Raw genomic sequence first — 14,586 nt, 5'->3', positions numbered from 1 at the left:
TATTTCCATTCTTGACTGAGTCGTTGCTTTTCATACTTGCAGTTTTTGTCGTTTACACAGATTTTTCGGCGGTCTCGAATAGAAGCGCCACACAGGAGGAAATACATTTGTTTTTCAACAAGTGTGTCAACACTTCCATGGTCTAAATCAAGTGACTTGTTAACGTCTTTCAGCTCATCATTGTACTGTTTCGCCTCTACTGTCGCCCTTGACAAGGCTGTAACCAGTTCACGGTATGCCTCTGCGTCTTTTTCCTCCAGCCCTGATTCCTTTGCTTTTTCCAGTTCCTTGCTTAGTTCTGAAACTTGGAGTTCCGCAGCCGCGACCGCTTTTGTCAAAAGCTTCTGCTTTTCAATCAGAAGGTCGGTATTCTTGGGGTCCAGCTTCAAGGCGTCGTTGACACTCTTTAAAGAATTGGCCGTTTTTTTAGCCTCATCTTGGATAGTTTTATACCCTTTTTGAATATCGTTTTTGGAAAATTCAACCCCGATTTTTACAGTTCCGTCGTTTGCCACGCTCTCACCACCTTTACGCAAAAAATCCCCGCCACCTCATAGAGATAGCGGAGATTTCAAATTATTCGCTTTTGCTCAACCCTTCACGAATTAACCGTTTTATTTCGGTCTGCTTCGGCTTTCCCTCCAAAGCGTCCAAAATGTCTCTATCCGTGTGGTTATTAAGCTTCAGTCCAACAAAGGTGGTGTTTTCCTTTGTCCAGTCTTTTCTGGCCTGTGTTTCTGCCATATCATCACCCTTTTATAGAGTGGGGCCGGTTTCCCGGCCCCCTTCTCCTCAGTCCTCAAGTGTCTTTTGCAGATTTTCCAGAATTCTGTCCAGAAGCTGGTCCTTCTTTGCTGCGTCCGTCTCGTTTCTGGCGTCCTTTATGGCGTCTGCCATAAACCTGATGTTACACTTGAATTGGCTGTCGGTTTGCCCCATGTCAGGCCCTCCTTTCTTTAGGCTGGCTTTATTATAACATGGGTTTAACCCATTGTCAAGGCGCTTTGCAGAATATTTTTGAAATTTCCGCTATCTCTATGAAGTTTTCGAGGTGCAATCAGGCGTTATTTTTTATGCTCTGCCTGCCGCTGTGCTTCCTCAAACCGGCGTTTGACATAATCCCTCATGTCCTGCTCCGTCCGGTGCCTTGCCTGTTTCCCCAGGCTGTACCGGGCTTTCTGCTCCACGTAAAATCGCCGCTGGTCCTTGGGCACGTCTTTCAGGTCGATGGTCCGATACCGCATGATTTTGCACAGCTCGCAGTCATCGGGCAGGGCCTTAAACAGGGCCTTGAAGGTCCACCAGTGCATTTTTGCCGTGGTAAGGTCGATTTTGTACGCTCCCATGAACGCGGCGTAGATATACTCGTTGTCCTGCTGAAAGTCAAAGGCCATAGGACGGGACTTCTGAGCGGATACAGGCTTCTCCTTACTCTCCGCTGTGTAGAAGGTCAGCATAGCGTCAAGGGCTTCCCTGGAGGAAGGTAGGCCCAGCCGGTCCATAAACCCGGCCAGGCGTTCTGACCTCTCCTTTTCCTGCCCACCGCTCAGAATGATGGATTGAAACTCCATCCAAACCCGGAAGTCCGTATCAACCGGGTATCCCCAGCCGTTGACCTTGATTGTTTCCGGCGGGGCCTGATACAGGCTCATTTTTTATTCAGCATGGGGACCACCGCCAGGAGCTTTTGAATCTCGGTATTTTTCAGAAGCTCCCGGGCGGCAGACATCTGAGATTCTATTTTTGCTTTTGTCATTGGGGCGTTGTAGGCGTAGATAATATCAAACGCCGCCTTATTCAGCTCGTTGGTATCGGTTTCCTCAAACTCAGGAAAAGCGCCGGGAGCCATGTTCTCCACAAAAGCGTAAATCTTTTCTACCGCCTGCCGCAGAGTTAACTCCCCGGCATTTTGCATCTTATCAATTTCACTGAACTCCGCAATCTGCTCGTTGACAGTCATAGTGCGGGCGGGCAGGATGTACTCCTTGCCGTTGATTTTTACCTTGTAAGTCATGCTGTTTCCTCCTTAAACGCTGGCCCCGGCGGCGTATGTGTACTCGGTGGGCTTCACGCCCACGCTCCGAAGATCAATGGAGATTGCGGAGTTCTCCCCGGCGTTGCCGCCGCCGTCGCTGTTGACGATGATGGAAGCGGTACCCTTTTCTCCCTTCCCGGTGAGCACAGAGAAATAGACATAAGTGTCAGCAGACACATTTTCACTTTTGCCTGTTCTCCGCCACTCAATGACCCAATAGGCTGCATAGCGTGTTTGCTTGAAATTCCGCATTGAGCAAGGTGTTTCCGAATTTCTTTCATCACCATATCGGGATGAGCATCGGAAAGAATTTCTATCGGTGTCCGGTTATCATCGTCCCATACTAAATCCTGTTCGAAGTAGCCAAACGTAACTTGCGCCGAAAACTTGAACTGTCCATGCAGAGCCGGAAGCTGTCCAATCAGTGTTTTTAGCAACGTTGACTTGCCAATTCCATTGAAGCCAGTAATGACAACCTTCTGTCCGCCCTTTATGGCGAAGCTAATATCAGATAACACGGGATAGTAATATCCAACTGCTAAATTGCTGACTAACAAATGCTCCGTATTTGTCAGAGGCAGCGCCGGAAAATGGAGAACATCCCAAAGTTTGTGTAAACCTCCTGTGTGGTGTAGAATAGAAGCGCCACACAGGAGGAAATACATATGTCCCACCGGCTCTCGGGCCAGAGGCGCTTTTATCATACAGCCATCAACGCTCTGCCATTTCCAGCCAATTCCTTCTAATTCGTCATATTTCTCCAAGCCCAATACCCATATGTTTTCAAAGAAACCCGCTGCCTGCCATTCTTGAAAATACCGGTGAATACTGCTGCCACACCCATATTCTCGCGGAACAGCTTTCCACTGACACCCGGTTCGCAGAACATAGAAGATTCCTTCCAGCACCTGTCGGGCAGGCAGGCTTGGCCGTCCCTGTCCCGGTGCTTTCTGGTAATGCTTGTTCGGATCTCGCTGCTTTTTCGGAATATACTCTTTGATTTCTTCCCAGAGTTCGTCTGATATTGTCCAGGATTGTGTCCCTTTTCTCTTTTCCATCTTATCACACCCCTGAACATTATATCACTACTCATATAATTTATGGATAGGCTCTTAATTCTACAATCATGAGCACATCCAGTTAAAAACTGGAGAAGCGCCGCTTGTGCGACGCCTCTCCGCTTAAAACTTCATACTTTCTGCCACAAGGGTCTTTTTGTGCTGTCCCCACAACCTGGAGCGGTACAATGGGACAGCGGGGTTCAATATATTTGGTTACGCTTTTTCCGCTTTGCTCTCAGTGCTGGCAGCGGCCTTGGCGGGAGCGGGGGTTTCGATTCCCTTGGCGGTATTGACGGCCTGGACAACACCACGGTCCTTGGCCTCCTTGGCGTGCTTCTCCACGTCCAGCTTGTTCTTGGGGCTCCGGACCAGACAGCCGGCTCCCTGGACACAGCCGCCCTCGCAGGCCATGCCCTCAATAAAGTTGCCCTCCAGACGGCCCACCTTCAGCTTCATCAGTGCCACCTCGCAGGCGGCGGTGCCGCTGCACGGGACGGCCTTGGCCTCAAAGTCAGAGCCCTTCTCCTTTAAGGTCTGGACCACGGCCTCGGCCACGCCGCCGCTGCGGGCGAAGTTCCGGCCATAGCTGCTGGCCTCGTCCAAAGAGGCCTCCTCCAGCTTCTCCAGCTCAATGTCCCGGGAGGCAAACAGGGCAAACAGCTCCTCGTAAGTAAGCACGCAGTCAATGGCGTTCATGGTGCGGCCCAGCTGGAACTCCTTCTTTTTGGCCACGCAGGGGCCAATGAAGACCACCTTGGCGTCGGGCTCCTTCTCCTTCAGGTGCAGGCCGATCATGACCATGGGGGAGGGGGTGTGGGAGACATACTGGTTCAGCTCCGGGTGCTTCTTCTTCACGTAGCCCACAAAGCCGGGACAGCAGGAGGAGGTAAGCACGCCCTTCTCCACCAGCTCCTCAGACTCACGGTCGGCCACCATGTCCGCGCCCAGGGCCACTTCGGCCACGCCGGAGAAGCCCAGCTTCTTGATTCCGGCCACCACCTGGCCATAGGTGGCGGGGGAGAACTGACCGGCGATAGAGGGAGCGATCACCGCATAGGTCTTGTAGCCCCAGTGGGCTCCGCCCTGGATCATCTGGATGGCATCCACAATCCAAGACTTATCCTGAATGGCTCCAAAGGGGCACTGATACACGCAGTTGCCGCAGGAGATGCACTCGTTGATGTCAATAGAGGCCTTCTTGTCCGGGCCCATGGAGATGGCCTTGGCGGGGCAGCCCTTCTCGCAGGGGCGCTGGTTCTTGACAATGGCGCTGTACTGGCAGGCGCTGACGCACTTGCCGCAGGTGATACACTTGCTGTGGTCAATGCTGGCCCGGTGGTTGACAATGGTAATGGCGTCCTTGGGGCAGGCATGGACGCAGCGGGTGGCCAGACAGCCCCGGCAGGAGGCGCTGACGGTCATCTCGGTAACCGGGCACTCGTCGCAGGCGATAGGCAGGACCTCCACCACGCTGGGGTTGCTCTTGTCGCCCCCCATGGCCATTTTCACACGGCTGTTGATGATGGCCCGCTCCTTGTAGATGCAGCAGCGCAGGCTGGCCTCAGGGCCGGGGATAATCTTTTCAGGCACATCCAGAATGCCGTTCTGGAGCTTATCCTCCCAGGTCAGGCGGGCCACCTCGGTCAAAACGGAAGTTTTCAATTCCTGGATTTTTGTCTCAAAAGTGTGCATATGTTCTCTCCTTCTTCTTTTCCCTGTCCAAAGACAGGCCGCATGGAATCCCTGCAATTTCAGGAGGTTTTTCCTGCATTTTGCAGGATTTCATTCATTTCGAACACATTTTACTCTAAGGATACCGCTGTGTCAAGAGACATTTTACACCATTCCAAGGCCGTTCCTCAATCCCTTTTAGACCTTGTCCACAGTTAGATTTTACAAACTGTTTTATCCCGGCTCAGCGGTAAAAATACCGCCAGCCCTCCCCGGTCTCCACCCGGCCCAGACACACGCCCATGACCCGCTCCAGGGCGTCCGACTCATACAGCTGCTCCGGTGTGCCGGTCTGACAGACCCGCCCCTCCCACAGCAGGGCGGCCCGGTGGGCATAGCGCAGGGCCAGGGGCAGGTCGTGGAGGACCATCACCACCGCCCGGCCCTCCTCCGCCAGCCTGCGGGCCAGCCCCATCACCTCCATCTGACAGCTCACATCCAGATAAGTGGTGGGCTCATCCATCAGAATTGTTGACGTGTTCTGAGCCAAGGCCATGGCCAGATACACCTTTTGCCGCTGTCCGCCGGACAGCCGGGTGAGCATCCGGGGGGCCAGCTCCAGCCCGCTCACCCACTCCAGCGCCCTTTGCACCATCTCATGGTCCTCCTGCCGGTAGCGGCGGGGGTAGGACAGATAGGGAAACCGGCCATGGAGCACCATCCTGCCGGCGGTAATGTTGGGCACAGAGCGGGACTGGGGCAGATAGGCAACCTTTTGCGCAGCCTCTTTTGCGGACAGACGCTCCAGCGGGACACCGTCCAGCAGGATTTCTCCCGCCGTCCGGGGCAGCAGGCCGTTGGCCGTCCGGAGGAGGGTGCTTTTGCCGCAGCCGTTGGGGCCCAGAATGGCCAGCACCTCGCCGGGGCGGAAGTCCAGGCTGACCCCTTCCAGCACAGGCCGCCCCGGATAGCCCGCCCGGATATCCTTCAGCTGGATCACACCCCTCCCCCCCTTCTCTGCCGCAGCAGCAGCCAGATGAAAAAGGGGCCTCCCGCCAGAGACAGCACCACCCCCAGGGGCAGTTCAAAGGGGGCGAATATCAGCCGGGAGGCCAGGTCGCAGACGGTGAGCAGCAGCGCCCCTCCCAGCGCTGAGGACAGCAGCAGCACAAAGCTCTCCTCCCCCAGCAGCCGGCGCATGATGTGGGGCACCAGCAGCCCCACAAAGCCCAGCAGCCCTGCAAAGCTCACCGCCGCCCCGGCCAGGGCCGCCGCCAGCATCAGCAGGACCAGCCGAAGTCCCCGGACGGGCAGGCCCAGGCTCTGGGCCGTCTCCCGGCCCAGCAGAAGCAGGTCCAGTTCGTTGGACAGAGACAGGGCAATGAGCAAGGCCGCGGCGATTACCCAAAAGGCGGGGGTCAGGCGGGCCATGGACAGGTTCCGCACTCCGCCGATACGAAAGTCGGTATAGCCGTTGAGGGCGTCCGGGAAAAAGGTGACAACGGCGTCAATCCCGGCGCTGAACATGCCCGATATCGCCACCCCGGCCAGTACCAGGGTGATCCGGGCGGCCCCCGCCCGTTCGGAGATAAACAGAACCAGCATTACTCCCGCCAAAGCCCCCAGAAAGGCGGCGATTGGGGTCAGCCCCGCCGCCCCCGGGGCGGCGGCGCAGCAGATGGCGGTGGCCAGTCCTGCTCCGGAGTTGACTCCAATAATATTGGGCGCGGCCAGCGGGTTGCCCAGCACGCCCTGGATGATAACCCCGGCGCAGGCCAGCGCCGCCCCCGCCAGCAGACAGCCGCACAGCCGGGGCAGACGGGCATAGAGCACAATCTGAGTCTGGAGCGCTCCGCCCCGGCCCACCAGAACGGCCGCCACCTCCCCAGGCGGAATGGAGACCGCCCCAAAGGCCAGACTGCCCGCCGCGGCCAGCAGTACCAGCACCGCCAGGGCGGCCACAGCCCCAAAGCTTCGTTTCACAGACAACATCCTTTGTAAAAAGAGGGACGGCCCAGAAGGGGCCGTCCCTGCGGCGTTTGATCTTACGCGTATTTGGCAATGATGGCGTCCCGCTCCTGGGCGTGATCCAGAGACCACTGCTCCCAGCTCTGACCTGCCGCTACGGCGGCTTTGCCCAGCTCTACCAGAAGGGCGGGCATGTCGCTCTCCAGGATGGAAACGGCCCCCTCACCGAACCGGGCCTTGCCCAGCTGGTCCGTGCCGCCCAGTGACATTTTAAAGGCGGGCTGAGGCTTCTTGTCCACCAGCTTGACCCCGCCCTGGAAGCCGATAGCCCCCGCCTGATGGGCGGCGCAGCTGGAGGGACAGCCGGAAATGCAGATCCTGGGCAGAGCCCCGTCGGGAATGTTGGCCTCCCGGACGGCCTGAACCACCGTCTGGAGGACGCCCTGGCTGTCCCGGACCCCCTGCTGGCAGGTGGCGGCGCCGATACAGGCCACGCTGTGTTCAAACTCGGTGGACGCGCCGTCGCCGGTGGCGGCCAGCACCTTCTCCGCCTCGGCGGAGGGGATGTTGATGATATACAGCGTCTCATGGGGGGCCACACGGATCTCAGCCCCGGGGAGGTCCTTCAGCAGCTCATACAGCTGCCGGGGCTTTTCCACAGGCAGCAAACCGCCAATGGGGTGGTACTTGACGGCGTACATGCCGGGCTGCTTCTGGGGAATGGCCCGGGGATGATCCACCGTGCCGCCGTCCAGCGCAACAAAATGAGCGGGGGCCTCCAAACCGGTGAGCTCCAGTCCGCCCTCCGCCTTCCGGGCGGCCACGTTCTTCAGGAAGGCCTCCTTTAAGCCGTCGGGGCCCAGGGTGTCCTGCATATAGCGGGTGCGGGCGCGGGCCCGGTTGTTGTAGTCGCCGTGGGCGCAGAAGGTGTCTACCATGGCCCGGACGTAGTAGAGGACCTCCCTGGGGTTCACATGCTCGTCCACCAGCACGCCCATAGAGGGCCGGGCCGCACCCAGTCCGCCGGCAATGCGCAACGCAAAGGTGCCGTCCGCCTGAGCCAAAAAGCCCATGTCCCGGAAGGCGCTGTGGACACAGTCGTCCACGCCGTTGCAGAAGGCGATTTTCAGCTTGCGGGGCATCTTGATGTCCCGGCAAATGGATAAAAGATACTTGGTAACCGCGCCAACGTAGGGCATCACGTCAAAGGCCTCGCCGGTCTGGACGCCGGACAGGGGGCTGGCCATTACATTGCGGGGGTTGTCGCCGCCGCCGCCCTTGGTGAGAATGCCGCAGCCGATGGCCTCCTCCATAATGACGGGCACCCGCTCCGCCGGCAGGTCGTGGAGCTGGATGGTCTCACAGGTGGTCAGCTTCATGCGGGCCACCTGCTCCCGCTCTACCACTTCGGCCAGGAACTTCAGCCGCTCCAAAGTCAAACGCCCGCCCGCCATGCGCAGGCGAAGCATGTGCTTGGAGGCGTCCCGCTGGGCGTAGGAGCCCAAACCGCCGGACACCCCCTTGTAGTCCTTGCGGTCAATCTCTCCCTTGTCAAAGGCGGAGATAGTATCCTTAAAACCCTCAATTTCGCTGCGGAAGGTATCAGTCCACTGTTTATCCATGCTGTTTCAACCTCTCCTTCATCAATCTGTCCATATTATTGGCGGCATCATATCGTTTATTTATTATACTAAAAACTGGAACAGGATGCAATCCCCGATTTGCTTTTGTCAGCTGGCTTTCTCACAAATTGTCCCGCCGCAACATAGGCTGAGGCGTAAAAACGTTGATACGGAGGGTCGCTTATGACTGCTTTGCCAAATATCCAATACTTTCTGGGGGCCAACTCCCCTACCGGCTTTTACTCCCTGTATGACCACCTGCTCCCTCCCGAGGAGGCCAGGGCCATTTATATCTTAAAGGGTGGCCCCGGCTGCGGCAAGTCTACCCTGATGCGCAAAATAGGCGCCTGGGCCCAGGAAACCGGCCTGGACACCGAGTACATTGTCTGCTCCGGCGACCCGGACTCCCTGGACGCCATTATCCTCCCCACCCTGCGCGTCGCCCTGGTGGACGGCACCGCGCCCCACGGGGTTGTGACCTAAGTACATTTTGCTTCGCACGTTTCGCCTGCGGCGAAACACAATCCTCAGTCAGCCTTCGGCTGACAGCTCCTTTGGCAAAGGAGCCTTTTTCCTATCCCTAGAACTTCCAGAAAACCTTGACCTCCTGCTGTCCGGTTTCCGGGTTTTTCTCGCAAATTTCGATTTTCTCGACCAATCCAACGACTAATTCTCGGGGGACGGTTTCCAGCTTCAACAGCTCACGCGCCCGCTCCATCAGGTCATCCTGGTTCTCGGAATGGTCCCGCTCCGTCAGCTTCTCGTTGATGATCCCCAGCCGCCGCTCCAGGCGGCTTTTTTCCTCCAGAAAGGACTGGTTCAGCTCCACGAACTGCCCCTCGCTGAGGATACCGGCCACTCTATCTAAGTACAGTGTTTTCAGCGCCTGACTGCGCTTCTCCAGCTGGGCGGACAAGCTCTTTTGCTCCTGCTCCAGCGCCTCCCGCCGGGTATCCTTCTGAGGCTGAATGTCGTTCAGGTCCAGCTGGTAGCAGGTCTGGACGTAGTAGCGGATGCGCTCCGAGATCAGGTCAGTGAGCTGGTCCAGCCGCACCGAGTGCCGGGTACACAGTTTTTGACCGCCGCTGTCGGCATACAGCCTGCACCGCAGATAGGCCTGCTTCCCGTTGGAGCACTTGCTCATGGTACTGCCGCAGTCGGCACACTTTACCAGCCCAGCTAACAGGTGGGTTTCTCCTGTTCCGTCCGTCCTGGTACGCAGCTTCAACCCCCGCTGAACCGCCTCAAAGGTCGCCCGGTCAATGATGGCCTCGTGGGTGCCCTCCACCCGGTACCATTCGCTTTCCGGCGTGTCAATGATGACCTTGGACTTGTAGCTGACCTTCCTCCGCCGCCCCTGGATCATGACCCCTGTGTACATCTCGTTCGTCAAGATTCGCCCTACCGTAACCTTATTCCACAGCCCGAAATCGTTCTTAATAGGGTGGTTGCAGGTCCAGCCCCGCTCCGCTTTGTAGCGGGTGGGGTTGGGGATGCCCTGCTGGTTCAGCAGATAGGCAATATTCTGCCGCCCGTGCCCCTCCAGCGACCACTGGTAGATCTGCCGCACCACCTCCGCCGCCTCCGGGTCGGGGATGATGTGGTTCTTGTCCGCCGGGTCCTTTCGGTAGCCGTAGATGGGAAAGCCACCGATGTACTTGCCCTCCCGCCGCTTCAGGTCGAACACCATACGGACGTTTTCCGACAGGTCCTCCAGGTACCACTCGTTCACCAGGCCATTGATCTGCCGGGCCTTCTTGTTGCCCTTGACCTCGGTATCGGCGTTGTCAGCCACCGCAATGAACCGAATCCCCCAGATAGGAAACAGGCCATGGATATACTTTTCAACCAGTTCCATGTCCCGGGTAAAACGAGATTGGCTCTTGCACAGGACAATCTGGAACTTTTTCTGCCTGGCGGCCTCGATCATGCGGTTGAAGTCAGGGCGCTGGCTGTCCACGCCGGAGTAGTCCTCATCACAAAACAGGCCGTAAATATCCCACCCATGTTCAATGGCGTAGCGGGTCAGCAGGGACTTCTGGTTCTGGATGCTCTCGGACTCAGGCTGATGCTTGTCTTCGTCCTCCTTACTCAGTCGTGTATAAATCGCGCAAAGGATTTGTTACACCTCCTTCAAGGCGTAACTGCTCAAGAACATCATACCCTATGAGCAGCCGCGCGGCAAGGAATTATTTTAAATGCCTTTGCCGGTAAAACAGCAAAGGCACTCAAAGCGTATGAAATATAGACAGGAAAATATGATGTGGTAAATATAGATAAATTTATTAACATATTTACCAATAAAATGTATAATAATGATAGCAAAGGAGTGTGAGCAAGATGGATGCAATTCGCGGAGCAATTGAAAATACAGTTTCGATTTCCTTGTTCAACAGATGTATTTTGGTATTGAGCCCCCTTTTGTCCGGGACATATCCTGATTGCCGCCCTTCCCTCCCGCCGCCTGGGGATGCACTTTAATATGGCTTGCATCGATCATCAGCCATTCATAATCTGGTTCGTCAATCAGAATTTCCAGAAGTTTTTCCCAAACACCTTTTCTGCGCCAACGGATGAACCGCTGATGAACGCTGCCCCGCTTCCCGTAATCGGGAGGCAAATCCCGCCAGGGCGCCCCGGTTCGCAATACCCAAAACTATGAAGTAGCAAAGTAAAGTTGTATATTTATGTACATCAACCCTCGAATTTAGACAATTCCAAAATTTGTGTAAATCTCCGAAGCGGTTGGGCAACAAAGATCATACACAGTTAGTTGGATTCCTCAAGGTCAAGCTGTGCAGCGCTGGATAGCGTATTGTCTACCAGCTTATTCGCGAAAAGGATCGTATGGTACTGATTGTAATCGGGGTATGTGAAGACGATGAGGTCTACCATATAGCGCATAAAAGGATTCAAGATCACGATTTGGAATAGGAACCATCAGAAGGCTAACATATAGTGTTGTCCCTCTTTTTATTTCGTCATTTCTGGAGTTCCTTTGAAAGCCAGGCAGTGACAGTCTGGTTAACTATCTTGTTGTCATCCTTGAAAGACGGCGTGCGGGATTCGTTTAAGACTAAAACAGGGTCTTTCATAAAAATCGCCTCCAAGGAACTGTATGAAGCAGGGGCCGCAAAATATGAAAAGCAAATACCTCCGACCACATAGAATGGGGAAAGGAGGTATTTGCCTACGGAATGCAAAAAGTGTACATATAACATGGCCGGCTTCAAAATACCGCCCTCCCTTACATGGGTCGGGACGGGAGTACATCAATACCGCCTCGGTCACAGCCTACAAGGGGAATAGGGACCTGATCGACTGCAGCGCCACCAAGGGGGCCATCATCGCCCTGATCCGGTCCTCTCCCTGTCCCTGACCGAACAGGGCATCCGGGTCATTGCGGTGGCGTCGGAGCCCATCTGGACCTTGCTGATCCCCGCGTCCTAAAAAAGACAGGGGAGAAAACGATGGATGTCAGCTATCACAGACATGACATAAGCGATAAGGTGTGGTCATTGCTGGAACCACATCTGCCAGGACAGCGCGGCCAGTGGGGAGGGATCGCCCAGGATAATCGCCGTTTTATCAATGCAGTGTTTTGGGTATTGCGAACCGGGGCCGCCCTGGCGGGATTTTACCTCCGGATTACGGGAAGTGGGGCAGCGTTCATCAGCGGTTCATCCGTTGGCGCAGAAGAGGTATTGCCACTTGTTATGCCAAGACTTCAGATGCCTTTATCGCTGCGGTACACGTCCGTTGTATCGCTATTTGGGCTGCTTTCCCCGCTTAATTTGTGTAGACACTATCAAAAATTTATAAAAATTTTCGCAATTCTCTTGACAAATTACGAGAAAATCCCTCCTCAGCCCGGCCTCCCGCCGGCTTTTTTACATGGGGGGAGCCGTTTATGGGACTTCCCCCTCAAACACTGTTCTCGCGGGGCCGGTCATAAAGATATGTTCCCCCCGTTTTTCCAGGGTAAGTACCCCGCCGGGCAGTTTTGCCTCCACCTTGGGCCTGCAGCGGTTTTCTTTCAGGGCGGCGGCGAAGACAGCGCAGGCCCCCGTTCCGCAGGCCAGGGTAATTCCGCTCCCCCGCTCCCACACCCGCAGAGTGATGTGCTCCCGGTTGGGACAGGCGGCGAACTCGATATTCCGCCGTTCCCCCAGGGCGGGGTGGTTCTCCAGAAGGGGTCCCAGCCTCTCCAGGTCCACCTCTTCCGGGTCCGGACAGAAAATCACCCCATGGGGGTTGCCGGCGTCAGCTGGGATGACAGAAAAGGCCGTCCCCGCCGCCTCCAGCGTGACGGGGGCTCCCGCCGTCACCGCCCCCATGTCCGCCGTCACCCGGTCCACCCGGTCTCCCAAAAGGTGGAGCTCCAGCGTTCGGGGCCCGGCGTCGGTGTCAATGGTGAGGCAGGTCTTGCGGGTGAGCCCCTTGTCGTAGACATATTTGCCCACACAGCGGATACCGTTGCCGCACATGGCCCCCCGTGAGCCGTCGGCGTTGTACATCTCCATGGCAAAGTCGCCCCCGCGGCCCGGGCGGATACAGATGATTCCGTCCGCCCCCACCCCAAAGCGGCGGCGGGACAGCCGGACGGCCAGCTCAGGCAGGTCTTCCGGAGCGCCCTCCAGACAGTTGAGGTAGATGTAGTCGTTGCCCAGTCCTTCCATTTTGGTAAATCGCATTGGTCAACACCCCTTTCGGTGTCAGCTTATGCGCAAAAAGACGCAGAAAGACCGGGGACGGCAAAACCGTCCCCGGTGGGCTTTTTAATAGATGACCAGATACTTCTCCAGCTCCCAGCTGGACACACGGGTCTGATACTCGTCCCACTCCTTCATTTTGCCCTTGATGTAGTGGTCGGCCACGTGCTGTCCCAGCACGTCCAGGATGAGGGCGTCCTTCTCCATCTCCTCCAGGGCGTCCTTCAGGGTGTCGGGCAGGCAGTAGATGCCGTGCTTCTCACGGGTGGCGTCGTCCATGGCGTAGATGTCGCCGGTGATCTCGGGGGGCGGGGTGAGGCCCCGGGCAATGCCGTCCAGGCCGGCGGCCAGACAGACGGCCACCGCCAGATAGGGGTTGCAGGCGGGGTCGGGGGAGCGCAACTCCACCCGGGTGGCCTGGCCCCGGGCGGCGGGGATACGGATGAGGGCGGACCGGTTGGAGGCCGACCAGGCCCGGTAGCGGGGGGCCTCATGGCCGGCGCCCAGGCGCTTGTAGGAGTTGACCAGGGGGTTGGTGACGGCGGTAAAGCCCTGGACATGCTCCAGCAGTCCGGCAATGAAGGAGTAGGCCGTTTTAGACAGTCCCCGCTCCCCACTGGGATCGTAAAAGACGTTCTTGCCGTCCTTGAACAGGGACATATTCAGGTGCATGCCGTTGCCGGCAATGTCGTAAATGGGCTTGGGCATAAAGGTGGCGTGGAGGTGGTTTTTCTGGGCTATGCTCTTGGCCACCAGCTTAAAGGTCATGATCTTGTCGGCGCCCTCCAGGGCGTCGTTGTACTTAAAGTCGATCTCGTGCTGAGCCACGGCGCATTCGTGGTGGCTGGCCTCAATCTCAAAGCCCATCTTTTCCAGGTTCAGGCAGATCTCCTGGCGGGTGGACTCGCCGTGGTCCAGGGGGCCCAGGTCGAAATAGGCGGCCTCGTCCTTGGTGCGGGTGGTGGCCCTGCCGTTTTCGTCGGTCTCAAAGAGGAAGAACTCCAGCTCAGGGCCAATGTTGAATACGTCGTAGCCCATGCTCTCCGCCCGGCGGAGCACCCGGCGCAGCACGCCCCGGGGGTCGCCCACAAAGGGAGTGCCGTCGGTGTTGTACACATCACAGAACATACGGGCCACCTTGCCCCCGGCCACCTTTTCAGGGACAATAATAAAGCTGTCCAGGTCGGGATACAGGCACTGGTCCGACTCATGGATACGGGTGAAGCCCTCAATGGAGGAGCCGTCAAACATAATCTGGTTGTTTACCGCCTTCTCCACCTGGGAGGCGGTGATGGCCACGTTCTTCATCTGGCCGAAAATATCGGTGAACTGCATCCGGATAAACTCAATTTCGCTCTCCCGGACAATGCGGATGATGTCTTCCTTGGAATAGGCCATAAGCAAAAATCCTCTCTTTCATGATTTGGGGCGTAAAGCAAAATTCATTATTGTTCACACAGGACCTGTAGGGGCACAGCGCTGATGATTGCTTTAGTATCGCATTATTCCCCCCGGAT

13 protein-coding genes and 4 pseudogenes are annotated in these 14,586 nt (G+C 56.8%); 3 read left to right on the top strand and 14 right to left on the bottom strand.

Going from position 1 to position 14,586, the window contains the following annotated elements:
• The 10 genes and pseudogenes from NFS22_RS17710 to NFS22_RS17660 all read right to left on the bottom strand — a co-directional run.
• Nucleotides 1–515 (bottom strand): annotated as a pseudogene (locus NFS22_RS17710) (hypothetical protein); the annotation flags it as partial.
• A gap of 61 nt (nucleotides 516–576) precedes the next feature.
• Complete coding sequence (locus NFS22_RS17705; protein ID WP_251319023.1) at nucleotides 577–744, bottom strand: hypothetical protein; 168 nt, start codon at nucleotides 742–744, stop codon at nucleotides 577–579.
• A 48-nt stretch (nucleotides 745–792) separates the two neighbouring features.
• Nucleotides 793–939 (bottom strand): hypothetical protein, encoded by a 147-nt coding sequence (locus NFS22_RS17700; RefSeq protein WP_251319022.1) that lies wholly within the window; start codon nucleotides 937–939, stop codon nucleotides 793–795.
• 125 nt (nucleotides 940–1,064) lie between these two features.
• A complete protein-coding gene (locus tag NFS22_RS17695) occupies nucleotides 1,065–1,652 on the bottom strand; it encodes a Gp15 family bacteriophage protein (protein ID WP_251319021.1) in 588 nt (195 codons plus the stop codon).
• A complete protein-coding gene (locus NFS22_RS17690) occupies nucleotides 1,649–2,014 on the bottom strand; it encodes a hypothetical protein (RefSeq protein ID WP_251319020.1) in 366 nt (121 codons plus the stop codon). The genes NFS22_RS17695 and NFS22_RS17690 overlap by 4 nt, the downstream gene beginning before the upstream one ends.
• 53 nt (nucleotides 2,015–2,067) lie before the next feature.
• Nucleotides 2,068–3,093: a transposase gene (locus NFS22_RS23885; protein ID WP_420908888.1), complete on the bottom strand. Its 1,026-nt coding sequence runs from the start codon at nucleotides 3,091–3,093 to the stop codon at nucleotides 2,068–2,070.
• A gap of 216 nt (nucleotides 3,094–3,309) precedes the next feature.
• On the bottom strand, nucleotides 3,310–4,788 hold the full coding sequence (locus tag NFS22_RS17675; protein WP_251319019.1) for a 4Fe-4S dicluster domain-containing protein: 1,479 nt from the start codon (nucleotides 4,786–4,788) through the stop codon (nucleotides 3,310–3,312).
• A gap of 223 nt (nucleotides 4,789–5,011) precedes the next feature.
• On the bottom strand, nucleotides 5,012–5,767 hold the full coding sequence (locus NFS22_RS17670; protein ID WP_251319018.1) for an ABC transporter ATP-binding protein: 756 nt from the start codon (nucleotides 5,765–5,767) through the stop codon (nucleotides 5,012–5,014).
• Entirely contained in the window at nucleotides 5,764–6,759 is a 996-nt protein-coding gene (locus NFS22_RS17665; protein WP_251319017.1) for a FecCD family ABC transporter permease, read from the bottom strand. The genes NFS22_RS17670 and NFS22_RS17665 overlap by 4 nt, the downstream gene beginning before the upstream one ends.
• A gap of 53 nt (nucleotides 6,760–6,812) precedes the next feature.
• On the bottom strand, nucleotides 6,813–8,357 hold the full coding sequence (locus NFS22_RS17660; RefSeq protein WP_251319016.1) for a nitrite/sulfite reductase: 1,545 nt from the start codon (nucleotides 8,355–8,357) through the stop codon (nucleotides 6,813–6,815).
• 183 nt (nucleotides 8,358–8,540) lie between these two features.
• Here NFS22_RS17660 and NFS22_RS17655 point away from each other — a divergent pair, with 183 nt between their 5' ends.
• Nucleotides 8,541–8,840 carry a hypothetical protein gene (locus NFS22_RS17655; protein WP_251319015.1) on the top strand — a complete coding sequence of 100 codons (300 nt, stop codon included), beginning with the start codon at nucleotides 8,541–8,543 and terminating at the stop codon, nucleotides 8,838–8,840.
• A gap of 97 nt (nucleotides 8,841–8,937) precedes the next feature.
• On the opposite strand, the gene NFS22_RS17650 is transcribed toward NFS22_RS17655, so the two are convergent.
• Together NFS22_RS17650 and NFS22_RS17645 are read right to left on the bottom strand one after the other, a co-directional pair.
• Entirely contained in the window at nucleotides 8,938–10,464 is a 1,527-nt protein-coding gene (locus tag NFS22_RS17650) for a recombinase family protein (RefSeq protein WP_277614845.1), read from the bottom strand.
• Nucleotides 10,465–10,750: 286 nt separating this feature from the next.
• A pseudogene (locus NFS22_RS17645) lies at nucleotides 10,751–11,013 on the bottom strand (transposase); the annotation flags it as partial.
• A 603-nt stretch (nucleotides 11,014–11,616) separates the two neighbouring features.
• On the opposite strand from NFS22_RS17645, the pseudogene NFS22_RS17640 reads away from it, so the two are divergent.
• Together NFS22_RS17640 and NFS22_RS17635 are read left to right on the top strand one after the other, a co-directional pair.
• Nucleotides 11,617–11,804, top strand: a pseudogene (locus NFS22_RS17640) (SDR family oxidoreductase); the annotation flags it as partial.
• Between the two features lie 23 nt (nucleotides 11,805–11,827).
• Nucleotides 11,828–12,063 (top strand): annotated as a pseudogene (locus NFS22_RS17635) (transposase); the annotation flags it as partial.
• A 202-nt stretch (nucleotides 12,064–12,265) separates the two neighbouring features.
• Here NFS22_RS17635 and dapF read toward each other — a convergent pair.
• Complete coding sequence (gene dapF, locus NFS22_RS17630) at nucleotides 12,266–13,051, bottom strand: diaminopimelate epimerase (RefSeq protein WP_251319014.1); 786 nt, start codon at nucleotides 13,049–13,051, stop codon at nucleotides 12,266–12,268.
• Between the two features lie 84 nt (nucleotides 13,052–13,135).
• Nucleotides 13,136–14,467, bottom strand: coding sequence for a type I glutamate--ammonia ligase (gene glnA / locus NFS22_RS17625; protein WP_251319013.1), 1,332 nt, complete (start codon nucleotides 14,465–14,467; stop codon nucleotides 13,136–13,138).
• Between the last annotated feature and the right edge of the window lie 119 nt (nucleotides 14,468–14,586).

It is taken from the genome of Flintibacter muris (assembly GCF_943192995.1).
GTDB classification, from domain to species: domain Bacteria; phylum Bacillota; class Clostridia; order Oscillospirales; family Oscillospiraceae; genus Lawsonibacter; species Lawsonibacter muris.
The sequence above is the reverse complement of the archived record's forward strand: the minus strand, read 5'-3'. Positions and strand labels throughout refer to the sequence as shown.